The organism is Pseudomonas sp. LP_7_YM (assembly GCF_004364435.1).
Lineage (GTDB): Bacteria > Pseudomonadota > Gammaproteobacteria > Pseudomonadales > Pseudomonadaceae > Aquipseudomonas.
Genome location: NZ_SOCT01000004.1, coordinates 240,524 through 256,934, shown reverse-complemented (window position 1 = coordinate 256,934; position 16,411 = coordinate 240,524). Strand labels below are relative to the sequence as shown.

Here is a 16,411-nt window from a genome sequence, read left to right as displayed (position 1 = left end):
TGCCTTGTTCTTTGAGCGCCACAGTGGTGGTGAGCGGGCAATCCTCGTTCATTTGGATGGTCAGGACCCTGAGGCGCGCGAAGATCCGCAGGAGTTCCGGGAGCTGGCTCTTTCGGCAGGTGCCGATATCGTTGCGTTTATCAACGTGCCACGGCATCGGCCAACTGCCAAATATCTGGTAGGCAGCGGCAAGGTCGAGGAGTTACGCGATCTGGTCCACGCCGAAAAAACCGATCTGGTCATTTTCAATCATGTTCTTACGCCGAGTCAGGAACGCAACCTCGAACGCGTTTTCGAGTGTCGCGTGCTTGACCGTACGGGCCTGATTCTCGATATCTTCGCCCAGCGCGCGCGGACTCATGAAGGCAAGTTGCAGGTCGAGCTGGCACAGCTCGAGCACATGAGCACGCGTCTGGTTCGTGGATGGACGCACCTTGAGCGCCAGGGCGGTGGTATCGGCCTGCGCGGTCCAGGTGAGACTCAGCTCGAGACGGACCGTCGCCTGCTGCGGGTTCGCCTGCGTCAGATCAAAGGCCGTCTGGAAAAGGTCCGCAGTCAGCGGGACCAGGCCCGTCGCGGACGTTCCCGGGCTGACATCCCGACTGTTTCCATCGTTGGATACACAAACGCCGGGAAATCGACACTGTTCAATACGGTGACCGACTCCAATGTTTACGCCGCTGACCAGCTGTTCGCAACGCTGGATCCTACCTTGCGCCGTCTCGAACTCAATGACCTTGGGCCGATCGTGCTGGCCGATACGGTGGGATTCATCCGCCATTTGCCGCATAAGCTGGTCGAGGCCTTTCGGGCGACGCTTGAAGAGTCGAGCAACTCAGACCTTCTGCTGCATGTGATCGACGCTCATGAGCCCGACCGCATGGAACAGATCGAGCAAGTAATGGCGGTTCTTGGCGAGATCGGTGCCCAGGACTTGCCGATGCTGGAGGTCTATAACAAACTCGATTTGCTCGAAGGGGTCGAGCCTCAGATTCAACGCGATGCCGATGGCAAGCCGCAGCGAGTCTGGGTTTCTGCTCGCGACGGTCGCGGTCTGGATTTGCTCAAGCAAGCCATTGCAGAGCTGCTGGGCAACGATCTGTTCGTTGGCACCTTGTGCCTGTCTCAACGTTTTGCCCGGTTGCGTGCCCAGTTCTTTCAGTTGGGTGCGGTGCAGAGCGAAGAACATGACGATGAAGGTCAGAGCCTGCTGGCAGTGCGTTTACCCCGAGTTGAACTAAATCGCCTGGTGAGTCGCGAAGGACTGCAGCCGCTGGAGTTCATCGAGCAACACACTTTGCAATAAAAGCCTGAAGAAGCGGCTGTGCTGCTTCGATGGGCATTCTGTAGCATTGGTCGGCGCGCCGCGGGCGCGTCTTTGCTTTATCAGATGGAGAGCGCTATGGCTTGGAATGAGCCGGGTGGCAACTCGAATAATCAGGATCCTTGGGGTGGTAAGCGCAAGGGCGGCGACCGCAAGGGGCCACCGGATCTCGACGAGGCCTTCCGAAAGCTGCAGGAAAGCCTGAAGGGGTTGTTCGGTGGTGGTAAGAAACGCGATGGCAGCAGCAGCGGCGGCGGTTCAGGCAAGGGCGGCGGCTTCGGCGTGCTCGGTATCGGCCTTGTCGTGTTGCTTGCCGTCTGGCTTTATAGCGCGATCTATGTGGTCGACGAGCAGGAACAGGCTGTGGTGCTGCGTTTCGGGAAATATCACGAAACTGTCGGGCCGGGTCTGAATATCTATTTCCCGCCATTCGATCACAAGTACCTGGAAAACGTTACGCGTGAACGCGCGTACAGCAAGCAGGGCCAGATGCTCACCGAAGACGAGAACATCGTCGAGGTACCGTTGACCGTCCAATACAAGATCACCAAAATCCAGGACTTCGTACTCAATGTCGATCAGCCTGAGGTGAGTCTGCAGAACGCGACCGAAAGTGCGTTGCGCCATGTCGTGGGTTCGACCTCGATGGACAGCGTGCTGACCGAAGGACGCGAGAAGATGGCCGGGGAAATAAAGGATCGACTGCAGAAATTTCTCGATACCTATCGCACCGGTATTTCGGTAACTCAGGTGAACGTGCAGAGCGCTGCGGCGCCGCGTGAAGTTCAGGAAGCTTTCGATGATGTGATCCGTGCCCGTGAAGACGAGCAGCGTTCACGTAACCAGGCCGAAACCTATGCCAATGGCGTAGTACCCGAGGCGCGCGGTCAGGCTCAACGCATCGTCGAAGATGCCAACGGTTACCGTGACGAAGTGGTTTCCCGTGCCAAGGGTGAGGCCGACCGGTTCACCAAGCTGGTCGTCGAATACCGCAAGGCGCCAGAGGTCACTCGCGAGCGTCTGTATCTGGATACCATGCAAGAAGTCTTCAGCAACACCAGCAAGGTGCTTGTGACCGGTAACAAAGGTCAGAACAACCTGCTTTATCTGCCATTGGACAAAATGATCGAAAGCAATCGCAGCGGTTCGACATCGCCGGCCAATGCCGCTGCGACCACCGTCGTCGATCCGGGCTCCCGTGCTGCGGATGCCCAACAGCAACGTGACACGCGTACTAGGGAGACTCGCTGATGAGCAATAAATCTCTGGTCGCCCTCATTGTTTGCGTCGTACTGGCTGTCGTGGCGTGGAACAGTTTCTATATCGTCGCTCAGACCGAGCGTGCGGTGCTGCTGCAGTTCGGTCGTGTGGTTCAGGCTGATGTTCAGCCAGGTCTGCATGTGAAGACTCCTTATGTCAATCAGGTGCGCAAGTTCGATGGTCGTCTGCTGACCCTGGATGCGCCGACTCAGCGCTTCCTGACGCTGGAAAAGAAAGCGGTCATGGTCGATGCCTACGCCAAATGGCGCGTGAAGGACGCAGGCCGTTTCTATACCGCGACATCGGGTATGAAACAAATTGCTGACGAGCGCCTGTCCCGTCGCCTGGAGTCAGGTCTTCGTGACCAGTTCGGTAAGCGCACTCTGCACGAAGTGGTATCGGGCAAGCGCGACGAGCTGATGGAGGACATCACTGCTTCGCTGAACAAGATGGCCGAAAAAGAACTGGGGATCGAAGTCGTCGATGTCCGGGTCAAGTCCATCGACCTGCCGAAGGAGGTGAATCGCAGTGTGTTCGAGCGTATGAGCACCGAGCGTGAGCGTGAAGCTCGTGAGCATCGCGCAAAAGGTAACGAACTGGCCGAAGGCATTCGTGCCGACGCCGATCGTCAACGTCGCGTGCTGTTGGCCGAAGCGTATCGTGAGTCCGAGGAAGCGCGTGGTGATGGTGATGCACAGGCTGCTGCCATCTACTCCAAGGCTTATGGTCAAGACCAGGAGTTCTACGCGTTCTACCGCAGCCTGCGTGCTTACCGTGAAAGCTTCGCCAGCAAGAGCGACGTGATGGTCCTTGATCCAGGCAGTGAGTTCTTTCGCTATCTGGAGAAAGCAAAACCGTAATCGCACTGTAAACGATGGCTCCGCCGGGCGGCAAAACTGCCCGGCAGGGTGATCGCGCGGCAAAACGTGTGTATGATGCGGCAGCCGGGAAATTCCCGGCTTTTTTGCGTCTACACGATTGATTGGCCGTGGCGTATTTCGTGCGCGGCAGTTTTTTCGAGGACAGTGTTCACACAGCCGCAGCGCATTTGTCCGGGGATGAACCGTCCCCAGCGTATTCGCCGGGCTGAACGCTGTCTGCTTCACTCAAGGCTCGCCCAAGGGTTGGCCGCCCGGATCATAGGGGAAAGGCGTAATGGCAACGGTTGACCGCTGGCTGCTGCCGGATGGCATCGAGGAAGTACTGCCGCCGGAAGCTGCGCGCATAGAAGTGGCGCGTCGTCAGGTGTTGGATCTGTTTCAGAGCTGGGGCTATGAGTTCGTCGTCACCCCGCATATTGAATACCTTGAATCACTGCTCACAGGTGCGGGCCAGGATCTGGATCTGCGCACCTTTAAAGTGGTCGACCCGCAGTCGGGCCGGCAGATGGGCTTTCGCGCGGACATTACCCCGCAGGTCGCCCGGATAGATGCGCATACCCTGCGTCGCGAAGGCCCCAGTCGCCTGTGTTATGCCGGTAGCGTGTTGCATGCTCAGCCTCGTGCATTGTCGTCCTCGCGCAGCCCTATTCAGCTGGGCGCCGAATTGTATGGCGATGCCAGTCCAACCAGCGATGTTGAAGTCATCAGCCTGATGTTGGCTATGCTGAAGCTGGCGGATGTGCCTGACGTGCACATGGATCTTGGCCATGTCGGTATTTACCGTGGTCTGGCCCGTGCAGCCGGGTTGTCCGGTGAGGTCGAGCAACAGCTGTTCGACGCCTTGCAGCGCAAGGCCATCGACGAAGTCATCGCGCTGACGCAGAACCTGCCGTCGGAGCTGGCAGCCATGTTACGGGCGCTGGTCGACCTGTGTGGTGGGCGTGAAGTGCTGGCTGCAGCGCGTGACCGTCTGGCCAATGCGCCGGCCCCTGTGATCGAGGCGCTGGACGATCTGCTGGAAATTGCCGAGCGTCTGGCGGCTCGCTTCCCGGACCTGCCGTTGTACTTCGATCTCGGTGAGCTTCGCGGTTACCACTACCATACGGGCGTGGTGTTTGCCGTATTCGTCCCAGGCGTCGGCCAGTCAATCGCCCAGGGCGGTCGTTACGATGACATCGGTGCCGACTTCGGTCGTGCACGTCCGGCGACCGGCTTCTCTACCGATTTGAAAACCCTGGTCACCCTCGGGCAGGCACAGATCCAGCTGCCGTCTGGCGGGATCTGGATGCCCGACAGTACGGATGCGGCGCTCTGGCGGGCAGTCTGCCAGTTGCGTGGCGAAGGTCAACGCGTGGTTCAGGCTTTGCCCGGCCAATCGGTCGCAGCAGCGAAAGAAGCCGACTGTGATCGGCAATTGATTCAGCACGGAGAGCTTTGGCAGGTAATGCCGCTGGCCTCTTGAGTTTTCCTGTCGGCGGCAGCCGGCACCAAGTTTGCGTGAATGAGGACAAGTGTTATGGGTAAGAATGTCGTAGTCCTGGGCACCCAATGGGGTGATGAGGGCAAAGGCAAGATCGTTGATCTGCTGACCGAACATGCTACCGCGGTAGTTCGCTATCAAGGCGGCCACAACGCCGGTCACACCCTGGTGATCGATGGCGAAAAAACCGTTCTGCACCTGATTCCGTCCGGTGTACTGCGCGAAGGTGTGCAGTGCCTGATCGGTAATGGTGTGGTCGTGGCGCCTGACGCACTCATGCGTGAAATCACCAAGCTGGAAGAGAAGGGCATTCCTGTGCGCGAGCGTCTGCGCATCAGCCCGTCCTGCCCGCTGATCCTGTCCTACCATGTGGCCCTGGACCAGGCGCGTGAAAAGGCCCGTGGCGAACACAAGATCGGTACGACGGGTCGTGGCATCGGCCCAGCATACGAAGACAAGGTTGCGCGGCGCGGTCTGCGCATCGGTGATCTGTTCCACCGTGAGCGTTTTGCCGCCAAGCTGGGCGAGTTGCTGGACTACCACAACTTCGTGCTGGTCAATTACTACAAAGAACCTGCGATCGATTTCCAGAAGACTCTCGACGAATGCATGGAGTACGCCGAGCTGCTCAAGCCGATGATGCTCGACGTCACGGCTGAACTGCACGCCCTGCGTCGCGCAGGCAAAGACATCATGTTCGAAGGTGCGCAGGGTTCGCTGCTGGACATTGATCATGGTACCTACCCATACGTCACCAGCTCCAACACCACCGCTGGCGGTATCGCCACAGGTTCGGGTGTCGGTCCGATGTTCCTGGATTACATCCTCGGCATCACCAAGGCCTATACCACTCGCGTCGGTTCGGGCCCGTTCCCTACCGAGCTGTTTGACGATGTCGGCGCGTTTCTGGCCAAGCGTGGTCATGAGTTCGGCGCAACCACCGGTCGTGCCCGTCGTTGCGGCTGGTTCGATGCGGTCATTCTGCGTCGCGCCATCGACGTCAACAGCATTTCGGGTATCTGCCTGACCAAGCTGGACGTTCTGGACGGTCTTGAAACCATCAATATCTGTGTAGGCTACAAGAACGAAAATGGCGCCGTGATCGATGCGCCGACCGATGCCGACAGCTACATCGGCCTGGAGCCGGTGTACGAGCAAATGCCAGGCTGGTCGGAATCGACCCTGGGTGCCAAGACCCTGGAAGCACTGCCAGCCAACGCGCGCGCTTACATCAAGCGTCTGGAAGAGCTGGTGGGAGCGCCGATCGATATCATTTCGACGGGTCCGGATCGCAACGAAACCATCGTTCTGCGTCATCCGTTCGACTGACAAGTCGTTGAAGTAAATAAAAGGGGTCGCCGTTGGCGGCCCTTTTTTGTGGGTCTTATTCACGCTGCCACAACGGCGCGGCCCTGCTGTAGATATCCTCAACAAAAGTGCCACCATTTTACTGGCATTTGGTTTGTGGGATTCTCCAGTGGCAGCCATCCTTTCGCTTCTTCGCAGCCCCCTGCTGCGGCCTGTATTCATTGCTCTTGGCGTTGCGCTTTTGATGCAAGTGTTGGTGGCGGTTGCCCTGACCCGGAGGAGTACTACTGAGCTTGAGACTGATTTGACTGCCCGCCTTGGTGTAGATTCGCAACACCTGTCGAGCGAACTGGAGCAGCCAGCCGTGACGTAACGCCTTTCGCAAAACACCCGTCAGCATTTAATTGCGGGCCTTTCCAGGCGTTTAAAAGACGAACAGGTGCAACTCTTTGCGTGTCCGGCTGCAAGCTGCTCAGACAGTCGCTTCGGCTATGGCAGCTAACACCAACTCTACGGTTCGGGGCGCGGCCGAGGCCTTGCGCTTGAGAATCGGTGTCGGCCTGGCGCTGGTGGGATTGGGTGTGTTGTGGGTGCTGGCAGTGGTGCTGGGCGTCGCGTCGTTTTGCGTCTGCAGTTACTGAGCGTGCAGGTATCGGTCGAGCAGGTTAATGCAGCCATCGGGTTGCCGACACGTGCGGCTGAACACCAAGCGCGGAGCGCACAGGCCGTGAGAGGGCGCGTGGAAGTGATTCATGCTCAAGCGGAAAAGGCCGTGTTAGCGGCGGTGGAAACAACGGTCAGCGGCAAGAACCTGGATCGGTTGGCCGCACAGTTGAAGGCGAGTCTGGGGCAGTTCCGGGCGTGACGCGTAGTTGAGGGAATCGATATAACGTCGGCCATGTATATCGCAATATTTTTTTATTGCGGCATTAGCAGTGATGATGTCGATGCGTCCGGTAATTCTCCTCCATGGCTGTCACTCTTCATCATCTGTTCCGGGAATCAAGCTGTCTACTGTCATTTTTGACAGTAGACAGCTGTGTAGCCTGCCGTATTATTACTTTGTGCTTGAAGTTGCTGAAAGGGTATTGGCACTTTCTGACCGGTGTGCATAGGACTGCCTGGTCATGGTTAATCGAGGACGAAGAAATGGCAAACACCCCAGTGGTTTATAAATATCCGACAAAACCGATCGTGCCAACGATTAACGACAGCACGAAGAACGTGCAATATATTGTGTTGGCCTACCGATTGCCGATTTCGGAACAACCAACTACTGAAGACCTGGCGTATATCGGAGACATGGACCTTCCGTTCTTTTTGAAATCGCAGCAAAGCGTCGGTTTTTTCAATTTTAATCTGGGCGATCATTTGCGGGTAGTATTCCTCGAGGCGACCGGGCGTGATCCGACCATTTATTGGAAGACCGAGCTGACTGTGGCGCTGGACGTGACCCCGTTGAGTGTACCTGCCGACAAGTTGAAAGCGCTTCGAGGAAGAATGGCCAAAATCAGATATTACGTGACTGCAAAAGCTGAGAATGGGGTTAAGTCTGTCATTCGAACTTCTGCGGCTGCCGATTTTGAAGTTCGAGGGCTTGACTTGCCTGCGCCCAAAATCCTGGAAGCTCAAGAGAATACGCTTGAACTCGACAAGCTCGAGAATAAGAATGAGGCAAGTGGTGTCACGGTTACTCTTGAGTATTCCGGAATGGCTTTGGATGAGACGGTGAAAATCATCAGGCGGGGGATCAAGGCCAATGCAACGGCCGTTGACTACGATGATGCGGACTTTAAGGTCGATTCGGCCGACCGGCAGGCACAATCCGTAACTGCCAAGCTGCCGGTCACTAATTATTCGCCATTGATTGGGGGAAGCCTGGTTGTTAATTACTGGGTCTATCGCGACAACCTTTGGTATCCATCTGAAAAAAGTACTTTCCAGGTGAAGTAGTGCCCGATTCGATGTCCTCTTGATCAGGAGATCATGTAGGGCGCGCGGGGTGGTGCGGTTGTGCGAGATCGCGCAATAGCCGCAAGGCGCAATTCAGCCTGAAGGGGGCTGCGCCCGGCCAAGAAGTAGTACGTATGGGCGTGCGTACAATGCCGTCCAGACATGCGGAGTGGCTGCCGAGTGGTAGCTCGCATTCGTCCACATTTGTCACCGGACCTTATTAGGCCCCAGAAAGCACAAAACCGAGCACTTGGCTCGGTTTTGTTTTGTTTGGTGCCCAGGAGAAGACTCGAACTTCCACGACCGTAAGGTCACCAGCACCTGAAGCTGGCGTGTCTACCAATTTCACCACCTGGGCATGGCGCTGATTTAATTAGATTTTTCGCTTCAGTGCAACAAGATTTTGAAAAATATTGGTGCAGTCCGACAATGTAGACAAGGTTCAGATTCGGGTAGGGCGTACGGCAAGGCAGGGGCGGGGAACTGATCTACACTCAAAACGGTTTTGCGGAAGGGTCTATAAGCCCCAGAAAGCACAAAACCGAGCACTTGGCTCGGTTTTGTTTGAATTGGTGCCCAGAAGAAGACTCGAACTTCCACGACCTTGCGGTCACCAGCACCTGAAGCTGGCGTGTCTACCAATTTCACCATCTGGGCAATGCGTTGATTTCACTCGATATTTCGTTTGAACTCAACTACAACGTGGCGCTGCCGTCGTTGTGGGGCGCATCTTACGGACGACAATCGGGGCTGTAAAGCCCTTGGGTGAAATTTTTTTTGAAATAGCGAAAAGCCTCAGCAAACGCTGTCTTCGCGTTTCAATCTGGTATATGCCAAACTAATTGCATACAGATAAGGTGAACTCATTCTAATGGCCGATTGGCAGTCCCTCGATCCCGAGGCCGCTCGTGAAGCGGAAAAATACGAAAACCCCATCCCTAGCCGTGAGCTGATTCTGGCGCACCTCTCTGATCGCGGCTCGCCTGCAGCCCGTGAACAGCTGGTGGAGGAATTTGGCCTCACGACTGAAGATCAGATCGAGGCCCTGCGCCGCCGTCTCCGTGCAATGGAGCGCGATGCGCAATTGATCTACACCCGGCGCGGCACCTATGCCCCGGTGGACAAGCTGGATCTGATCCTGGGTCGCATCAGCGGTCACCGCGACGGCTTCGGCTTTCTGGTCCCCGATGACGGGTCCGACGACCTGTTCATGAGCCCGGCGCAGATGCGTCTGGCATTCGACGGTGACCGCGCCTTGGCTCGGGTTTCCGGGCTGGATCGTCGCGGTCGTCGTGAAGGGGTGATCGTCGAAGTCATTTCCCGTGCTCACGAAACCGTCGTGGGTCGCTATTTCGAAGAGAGCGGCGTCGGCTTCGTCGTGCCGGACAATCCGAAGATCCAGCAGGAAGTGCTGGTTACCCCGGGCCGCAATGCCGATGCCCGGGTCGGTCAGTTCGTTGAAGTGAAGATCACCCACTGGCCTACGTCGCGCTTCCAGCCGCAAGGCGATGTGGTCGAAGTGGTCGGCAACTACATGGCGCCGGGTATGGAAATCGATGTCGCGCTGCGCACTTATGACATCCCGCACGTATGGCCTGAAGCGGTGCTCAAGGAAGCCGCCAAGCTCAAGCCGGAAGTCGAGGATAAGGACAAGGAGCACCGAGTCGATCTGCGCCATTTGCCGTTCGTCACCATCGACGGCGAAGATGCCCGCGACTTCGACGATGCGGTCTATTGCGAAGCCAAGCCCGGCAAGCTGCGTTTGTTCTCCGGTGGCTGGAAGCTTTACGTGGCGATTGCCGACGTCTCCAGCTATGTGAAGATCGGTTCTGCGCTGGACGCCGAGTCTCAAGTGCGCGGCAACTCGGTGTATTTCCCCGAGCGCGTCGTTCCCATGCTGCCAGAACAACTGTCCAACGGACTTTGTTCGCTGAATCCGCTGGTTGACCGTCTGGCGATGGTTTGCGAGATGACCATCTCCAAATCCGGCGAGATGACCGACTACGTGTTCTACGAAGCGGTGATCCACTCCCACGCGCGCCTTACCTACAACAAGGTCAGCTCGATCCTGGAACACCCAAAAACCACCGAAGCCAAACAGCTTCGTGGCGAATACAGCGAAGTCGTGCCGGACCTCAAGCAGCTCTATGCGCTGTACAAAGTCCTCCTGACCACCCGACACACGCGTGGCGCGATCGATTTCGAAACCCAGGAAACCCGGATCATCTTCGGCACCGAGCGCAAAATTGCGGAAATTCGTCCGACCACGCGCAATGACGCCCACAAGCTGATCGAGGAATGCATGCTGGCGGCCAACGTGGCCACAGCGCAATTCCTCAAGAAACACGAAATTCCGGCCCTGTATCGCGTTCACGATGGTCCGCCGCCCGAGCGTCTGGAAAAGCTGCGCGCTTTCCTTGGCGAGCTGGGTCTGTCCCTGCATAAGGGCAAAGACGGCCCGTCGCCGAAGGATTACCAGGCGCTGCTGGAGACCATCAAGGACCGCCCGGATTACCACCTGATTCAGACCGTGATGCTGCGTTCGTTGAGCCAGGCGGTTTACAGCTCGGACAACAATGGCCACTTCGGTCTGAATTACGAGGCGTACACCCACTTCACCTCGCCGATCCGTCGTTACCCGGATCTGCTGACGCATCGCGCGATTCGCAGCGTCATTCGATCCAGGCAGGAAACTGCGCACGTTCGCCGTGCCGGTGCTCCGACGATTCCGAAGGCGCGCATCTATCCGTACGACGAGGCGGGGCTGGAGCAGTTGGGCGAACAGTGCTCGATGAGCGAGCGTCGTGCCGACGAGGCGACGCGTGACGTAGTGAATTGGCTCAAGTGCGAGTTCATGAAAGATCGCGTGGGCGAGTCCTTCCCGGGTGTAATTACGGCTGTGACAGGGTTTGGTCTGTTCGTCGAGCTGACTGACATTTACGTTGAAGGCCTGGTGCACGTCACCGCGCTGCCGGGCGATTACTACCACTTCGATCCGGTCCATCATCGTCTGGCAGGCGAGCGCACGGGCCGCAGCTTCCGCTTGGGCGATACCGTTGAGGTGCGCGTCATGCGCGTCGATCTCGACGAGCGTAAGATCGACTTCGAAATGTCGGAAAAAACCACAAGCGCGCCAATTGGTCGCAAGCGCAAAGCAGCAGAGCCTGCGCCAGTGGAGAAAGATAAAGAGAACACCAAAGCCACGGCCTCCCGCCCAAGCCGCCGCAGCGCTAGCAAAGAGCCTGTGGTGGAGGCGTATCGCCCCAGCGATGCTGCAGCGAAAAACGCCGAAGTGCGCAAAAGCCGCGAGATGAAGAAGGCGCTGTTGGCAGATGCGAAGGGTGGTAGCAAGGCTTCGTCGGGAAAGCCGGCACGGAGTGATTCCGCTCCGGCAGCTAGTACAGGGAAACCGAGTAAACACCGTAAGGGTCCGTCAAAATCGGACTCGGCCCCGGCTGCCAAGAGCGGCGGGGTGCGTAAACCTAAGGCGAAGTCATGAGTCAGCTGGAAAAAATCTATGGCGTGCACGCTGTGGAAGCGTTGTTGCGCCACCATCCAAAGCGGGTCAAGCAGATCTGGCTGGCTGAAGGGCGCAGCGATCCGCGTGTGCAGGTATTGATCGATCTGGCTGCGCAGAACCGCGTGTCGGTCGGTCAGGCCGAGCGCCGGGAGATGGATGCCTGGGTTGAGGGTGTTCACCAGGGCGTGGTTGCGGATGTGAGCCCAAGCCAGGTCTGGGGCGAGGCGATGCTTGACGAACTGCTGGACCGTACCGAAGGCCCGCCGCTGATTTTGGTTCTGGATGGCGTGACCGATCCGCATAACCTCGGTGCTTGCCTGCGTACAGCCGACGCGGCAGGGGCACTGGCGGTGATCGTGCCAAAGGACAAGTCCGCAACGTTGACTCCGACTGTACGAAAAGTGGCGTGCGGCGCGGCGGAAGTGATTCCGCTGGTTGCAGTGACCAACCTGGCGCGCACGCTTGAGAAGCTCCAGCAGCGCGGGCTGTGGGTTGTCGGTGCAGCGGGCGAGGCCGAGCAAGAGCTTTACCAGCAGGACCTGACCGGCCCGACAATCCTGATCATGGGTGCGGAAGGCAAAGGTATGCGCCGCCTGACCCGTGAGCATTGCGACTATCTGGTTCGCCTGCCCATGGCGGGCAGTGTTAGCAGTCTGAACGTTTCGGTGGCCACAGGCGTTTGCCTGTTCGAAGCCATGCGCCAGCGCGCCGCTGCACGGAAGTAGTCTGCTGCAAGCTGCAAGCTCAGGCGGTTTCTGCTTTGGCTTGCAGCTTGCAGCTGCTGCTCAAATATTCACCAATCTCCTTGCGCCGCCCCAGCCCCTTCTCTACAATTGCGCCCCTTGCTGTCACGGCAGGCGCTCATGTGCCTGTCCCTGTGCAAGATAAACCAGTGTTATTCACTCCTTGTCTGACCGCCTTGGCGGCAGGCTACAACCCGTAAGGAGCATTCATGCGTCATTACGAAATCATCTTTCTGGTTCACCCGGACCAGAGCGAGCAAGTCGGCGGCATGGTTGAGCGTTACACCAAGCTGATCGAAGAAGACGGCGGCAAGATCCACCGTCTGGAAGATTGGGGCCGTCGTCAACTGGCCTACGCAATCAACAATGTTCACAAGGCTCACTACGTGATGCTGAACGTTGAGTGCACTGGCAAGGCCCTGGCCGAGCTGGAAGACAACTTCCGTTACAACGATGCCGTGATCCGTAACCTTGTCATCCGTCGCGACGAAGCCGTTACCGGCCAGTCCGAAATGCTCAAGGCCGAAGAAAACCGCAGTGAGCGCCGTGAGCGTCGCGACCGTCCTGAGCACTCCGACGCTGAAGGCGTTGACAGTGATGACAGCGACAACAGCGATAACGCTGACGAGTAATCCACGGACCTTTTGAGGAGCCCATTACATGGCACGTTTCTTCCGTCGTCGTAAATTCTGCCGCTTCACAGCTGAAAATGTGAAGGAGATCGATTACAAGGATCTCAACACCCTGAAAGCCTACGTATCCGAAACCGGCAAGATCGTTCCTAGCCGCATTACCGGTACCAAAGCTCGTTATCAGCGTCAGCTGGCTACCGCTATCAAGCGCGCCCGCTTCCTGGCCCTGCTGGCCTACACCGACAGCCACGGCCGCTGAGACCAGGTTCAGTCGACAAAAACGCAGTAAGGGATAAATCGCATGCGCGCCATGGCTGACTTCATCATGCGCGGCCGCGTGCAGGCCACTCTGGTAGTGGTTGGATGTGCGGCGTTGCCGCTGTTGTTCTGGTTGAGTGCTGCCGCAGGTTGCCTTGTGCTCCTGCGACGCGGGTTGAGCGACGCCTTGAGCGTACTCGCCTGGGCTCTGCTGCCGGCCTTGGTCTGGTGGTATTTCGGTGAACCACGCACCCTGATGGTGTTGCTGGGTTCATGGGGGTTGGCGGCTGTATTGCGCGCCAGCGAGTCCTGGGTCCGCGTGCTGCTGGTCAGCGTGGGGCTTGGATTGTTGTACGCAGTGATTCTGGGAGCGGTTTTCCGCGAGCCCATCGAAGCCATGGCCGGGGAGTTGCAGAAACTCCTGCCCCACGTCTTCGGTGATGTCTACCAGCAGATGTCGGTAGAAGAGCGAGCGCGTCTGGGAGCACTGATTACACCGGTCCTTAATGGCCTGATAGCAGCGTTGTTGCAGATCGTCAGCGTGGTATGCCTGATTCTTGGGCGTTACTGGCAGGCGTTGTTGTATAACCCGGGCGGTTTCGGGCGCGAATTTCGCAGCTTGAGACTCCCGCGGGCACCGATGCTGGTGCTGCTGGTGTGCATGTTGGTGGGGCCGAATTTCGGTCCGCAACTGGCGATGTTGACACCGTTGTGCAGCGTGCCGCTCATGTTCGCGGGGCTGGCTTTGGTTCATGGTCTGGTGGCTGCAAGGCGCCTGACCCGGTTCTGGCTGGTGGGGTTGTACGTCACGTTGTTGCTGTTCATGCAGCTGATTTATCCGTTGCTGGTGGTGTTTGCCATTGTCGACAGCCTGATTGATTTTCGCGGCCGTCTGGCGTCGAAGGACGCCGATAACGGTTCTGCGAACGGTGAAGGTTAAAGTTAAGAGGTTTTACCAAATGGAACTCATCCTGCTGGAAAAGATCGCCAACCTGGGCAACCTGGGCGATAAAGTAAACGTTAAGGCTGGTTATGGCCGTAACTATCTGCTGCCTTTCGGCAAAGCCACCGCTGCAACCGCTGCCAACCTGGCCGCGTTTGAAGAGCGTCGCGCTGAGCTGGAAAAAGCCGCAGCGGACCGTAAGACATCGGCTGAAAGTCGTGCTGCCCAACTGGCCGAGCTGGAAGTGACCATCACTGCCACCGCTGGCGACGAAGGCAAGCTGTTCGGTTCGATCGGTACTCACGACATCGCTGACGCACTGACCGCCTCTGGCGTTGAAGTGGCCAAAGCTGAAGTTCGTCTGCCGAACGGCACCATCCGTAACGTTGGCGAATACGACGTAGCCGTGCACCTGCACAGCGACGTTGAAGCTACCGTTCGCGTTGTCGTGGTGGCTGCGTAAGCTGCTGGTTCCGGCGCTTCGGTGCCGGATCCGACCGTTTGGCGACATGTTCGCCAGTCGGTCAGCAAAGGGTACGTTCCTGTTTATCGGGTCGTGCCCTTTGTCATTTCTGAGTATCCTGATTCACCTCCCTGATTCCGTGTGGCCATGAACGACATTTCTGCTCCCGAGCAATACGACCTGCAAACCGCTGCCCTAAAGGTGCCGCCGCATTCCATCGAGGCCGAACAGGCCGTGCTCGGTGGTCTGATGCTGGACAACAACGCCTGGGAACGTGTGCTGGATCAAGTTTCGGACGGTGATTTCTATCGTCATGACCACCGCCTGATCTTCCGCGCCATTGCCAAACTGGCCGATCAAAACCAGCCTATCGACGTCGTAACCCTGTCCGAGCAGCTGGACAAGGAAGGCCAGACTTCGCAAGTCGGCGGCCTCGGTTATTTGTCCGAGCTGGCGAAAAACATTCCGTCAGTCGCCAACATCAAGGCCTATGCCCAGATCGTGCGGCAGCGTGCGACGCTGCGGCAGCTGATCGGCATCAGCAACGAGATCGCCGACAGTGCGTTCAACCCGGAAGGGCGCACCGCTGAGGAAATCCTAGACGAAGCTGAACGTCAGATCTTTCAGATTGCCGAAGCACGCCCCAAAACCGGTGGCCCGGTAGGGGTCAACGACCTGTTGACCAAGGCCATCGACCGCATTGACACCTTGTTCAATCTCGGTGAGGGGATCACTGGCCTGTCGACCGGTTACACCGACCTGGATGACAAAACCAGCGGTCTGCAGCCCTCCGACCTGATCATCGTCGCGGGTCGTCCGTCGATGGGTAAGACCACCTTCGCCATGAACCTGGTAGAGAATGCCGTGCTGCGCAGCGAAAAAGCGGTGTTGGTCTTTTCGCTCGAGATGCCAGGCGAATCGTTGATCCTGCGTATGCTTTCTTCGCTCGGTCGCATCGACCAGACCAAAGTCCGCTCCGGTCAACTGGACGATGATGACTGGCCGCGCCTGACGTCGGCCGTGAACCTGCTCAATGACCGCAAGCTGTTTATCGATGACACGGCTGGTATCAGTCCGTCGGAAATGCGCGCGCGTACCCGTCGACTCGTTCGTGAGCATGGCGAAATCGGCATGATCATGATCGACTACCTGCAACTCATGCAGATTCCGGGTTCAAGCGGTGACAACAGGACCAACGAGATCTCCGAGATTTCCCGGTCCCTGAAAGCGCTGGCCAAGGAATTCAACTGCCCGGTGGTAGCGCTCTCACAGCTCAACCGCTCGCTGGAGCAACGGCCCAACAAGCGTCCTGTGAACTCCGACTTGCGCGAATCCGGAGCGATCGAGCAGGACGCCGACGTCATCATGTTCGTGTACCGGGATGAGGTGTATCACCCGGAAACCGAGCACAAGGGCATCGCCGAAATCATCATCGGTAAACAGCGTAACGGCCCCATCGGCTTTGTACGGCTGGCGTTTATCGGTAAGTACACGCGCTTTGAAAACCTGGCGCCGGGTAGTTACAACTTCGACGATGATGAGTAGGGTCGGCTTGGCTTGAGCCGTCCACAAATCCGACCTGTGCAGTCGGATTTGATCAAATTTTGTGCTATTATCCGCGACCGCGAATTTCCACGAGAAGCTCG

At 57.7% G+C, this 16,411-nt stretch carries 14 protein-coding genes, 2 tRNA genes and 1 pseudogene; 15 read left to right on the top strand and 2 right to left on the bottom strand.

Annotated elements, in window-relative coordinates; all coding sequences use genetic code 11:
* The first annotated feature begins 4 nt into the window (after positions 1 to 4).
* The 8 genes and pseudogenes from hflX to EC915_RS12880 all read left to right on the top strand — a co-directional run bounded on the left by hflX (position 5) and on the right by EC915_RS12880 (position 8,206).
* A complete protein-coding gene (gene hflX / locus EC915_RS12910) occupies positions 5 to 1,306 on the top strand; it encodes a ribosome rescue GTPase HflX (RefSeq protein ID WP_133750918.1) in 1,302 nt (433 codons plus the stop codon).
* 96 nt (positions 1,307 to 1,402) lie between these two features.
* Entirely contained in the window at positions 1,403 to 2,575 is a 1,173-nt protein-coding gene (gene hflK / locus EC915_RS12905; protein WP_133750917.1) for an FtsH protease activity modulator HflK, read from the top strand.
* A complete protein-coding gene (hflC, locus tag EC915_RS12900) occupies positions 2,575 to 3,444 on the top strand; it encodes a protease modulator HflC (RefSeq protein ID WP_133750916.1) in 870 nt (289 codons plus the stop codon). Before hflK ends, hflC begins: the two co-directional genes overlap by 1 nt.
* 295 nt (positions 3,445 to 3,739) lie before the next feature.
* Positions 3,740 to 4,927 carry an ATP phosphoribosyltransferase regulatory subunit gene (locus tag EC915_RS12895; protein ID WP_133750915.1) on the top strand — a complete coding sequence of 396 codons (1,188 nt, stop codon included), beginning with the start codon at positions 3,740 to 3,742 and terminating at the stop codon, positions 4,925 to 4,927.
* A gap of 54 nt (positions 4,928 to 4,981) precedes the next feature.
* Positions 4,982 to 6,274: an adenylosuccinate synthase gene (locus EC915_RS12890; protein WP_133750914.1), complete on the top strand. Its 1,293-nt coding sequence runs from the start codon at positions 4,982 to 4,984 to the stop codon at positions 6,272 to 6,274.
* Between the two features lie 470 nt (positions 6,275 to 6,744).
* The gene (locus tag EC915_RS24830; RefSeq protein ID WP_166650978.1) at positions 6,745 to 6,894 is read left to right on the top strand and encodes a hypothetical protein; all 150 of its coding nucleotides are present in this window, start codon (positions 6,745 to 6,747) and stop codon (positions 6,892 to 6,894) included.
* A pseudogene (locus EC915_RS12885) lies at positions 6,876 to 7,118 on the top strand (methyl-accepting chemotaxis protein); the annotation flags it as partial. The gene EC915_RS24830 and the pseudogene EC915_RS12885, both read left to right, overlap by 19 nt.
* Before the next feature lie 284 nt (positions 7,119 to 7,402).
* Complete coding sequence (locus tag EC915_RS12880) at positions 7,403 to 8,206, top strand: hypothetical protein (RefSeq protein ID WP_133750913.1); 804 nt, start codon at positions 7,403 to 7,405, stop codon at positions 8,204 to 8,206.
* A gap of 271 nt (positions 8,207 to 8,477) precedes the next feature.
* Here the strand turns inward: EC915_RS12880 and EC915_RS12875 are convergent.
* A tRNA-Leu gene (locus tag EC915_RS12875) sits at positions 8,478 to 8,564 on the bottom strand.
* 212 nt (positions 8,565 to 8,776) lie between these two features.
* Positions 8,777 to 8,863: transfer RNA gene (locus EC915_RS12870), tRNA-Leu, on the bottom strand.
* 214 nt (positions 8,864 to 9,077) lie between these two features.
* Between EC915_RS12870 and rnr the strand changes: the two genes are divergently transcribed.
* From rnr to dnaB, 7 genes are all read left to right on the top strand, one after another.
* Complete coding sequence (gene rnr, locus EC915_RS12865) at positions 9,078 to 11,705, top strand: ribonuclease R (RefSeq protein WP_133750912.1); 2,628 nt, start codon at positions 9,078 to 9,080, stop codon at positions 11,703 to 11,705.
* Entirely contained in the window at positions 11,702 to 12,451 is a 750-nt protein-coding gene (gene rlmB, locus EC915_RS12860; RefSeq protein WP_133750911.1) for a 23S rRNA (guanosine(2251)-2'-O)-methyltransferase RlmB, read from the top strand. The genes rnr and rlmB overlap by 4 nt, the downstream gene beginning before the upstream one ends.
* 227 nt (positions 12,452 to 12,678) lie before the next feature.
* Positions 12,679 to 13,101, top strand: a complete 423-nt coding sequence (gene rpsF / locus EC915_RS12855; protein ID WP_062379020.1) for a 30S ribosomal protein S6 — start codon at positions 12,679 to 12,681, stop codon at positions 13,099 to 13,101.
* Positions 13,102 to 13,129: 28 nt separating this feature from the next.
* Positions 13,130 to 13,360 (top strand): 30S ribosomal protein S18, encoded by a 231-nt coding sequence (gene rpsR, locus EC915_RS12850; protein WP_037015707.1) that lies wholly within the window; start codon positions 13,130 to 13,132, stop codon positions 13,358 to 13,360.
* A gap of 42 nt (positions 13,361 to 13,402) precedes the next feature.
* Positions 13,403 to 14,299, top strand: a complete 897-nt coding sequence (locus EC915_RS12845) for a hypothetical protein (protein WP_133750910.1) — start codon at positions 13,403 to 13,405, stop codon at positions 14,297 to 14,299.
* Between the two features lie 19 nt (positions 14,300 to 14,318).
* Positions 14,319 to 14,765, top strand: coding sequence for a 50S ribosomal protein L9 (gene rplI, locus EC915_RS12840; RefSeq protein ID WP_133750909.1), 447 nt, complete (start codon positions 14,319 to 14,321; stop codon positions 14,763 to 14,765).
* Between the two features lie 147 nt (positions 14,766 to 14,912).
* A complete protein-coding gene (gene dnaB, locus EC915_RS12835) occupies positions 14,913 to 16,310 on the top strand; it encodes a replicative DNA helicase (RefSeq protein WP_133750908.1) in 1,398 nt (465 codons plus the stop codon).
* Positions 16,311 to 16,411: the final 101 nt, after the last annotated feature.

Excerpts from the sequence above, each read along its gene's own strand:
- EC915_RS24830 (WP_166650978.1), top strand. The coding sequence starts at position 6,745 with ATGGCAGCTAACACCAACTCTACGGTTCGGGGCGCGGCCGAGGCCTTG.
- rpsR (WP_037015707.1), top strand. The coding sequence starts at position 13,130 with ATGGCACGTTTCTTCCGTCGTCGTAAATTCTGCCGCTTCACAGCTGAA.
- EC915_RS12890 (WP_133750914.1), top strand. The coding sequence starts at position 4,982 with ATGGGTAAGAATGTCGTAGTCCTGGGCACCCAATGGGGTGATGAGGGC.
- dnaB (WP_133750908.1), top strand. The coding sequence starts at position 14,913 with ATGAACGACATTTCTGCTCCCGAGCAATACGACCTGCAAACCGCTGCC.
- rlmB (WP_133750911.1), top strand. The coding sequence starts at position 11,702 with ATGAGTCAGCTGGAAAAAATCTATGGCGTGCACGCTGTGGAAGCGTTG.
- EC915_RS12895 (WP_133750915.1), top strand. The coding sequence starts at position 3,740 with ATGGCAACGGTTGACCGCTGGCTGCTGCCGGATGGCATCGAGGAAGTA.
- EC915_RS12880 (WP_133750913.1), top strand. The coding sequence starts at position 7,403 with ATGGCAAACACCCCAGTGGTTTATAAATATCCGACAAAACCGATCGTG.
- rpsF (WP_062379020.1), top strand. The coding sequence starts at position 12,679 with ATGCGTCATTACGAAATCATCTTTCTGGTTCACCCGGACCAGAGCGAG.
- hflK (WP_133750917.1), top strand. The coding sequence starts at position 1,403 with ATGGCTTGGAATGAGCCGGGTGGCAACTCGAATAATCAGGATCCTTGG.
- rnr (WP_133750912.1), top strand. The coding sequence starts at position 9,078 with ATGGCCGATTGGCAGTCCCTCGATCCCGAGGCCGCTCGTGAAGCGGAA.
- hflC (WP_133750916.1), top strand. The coding sequence starts at position 2,575 with ATGAGCAATAAATCTCTGGTCGCCCTCATTGTTTGCGTCGTACTGGCT.
- EC915_RS12845 (WP_133750910.1), top strand. The coding sequence starts at position 13,403 with ATGCGCGCCATGGCTGACTTCATCATGCGCGGCCGCGTGCAGGCCACT.
- rplI (WP_133750909.1), top strand. The coding sequence starts at position 14,319 with ATGGAACTCATCCTGCTGGAAAAGATCGCCAACCTGGGCAACCTGGGC.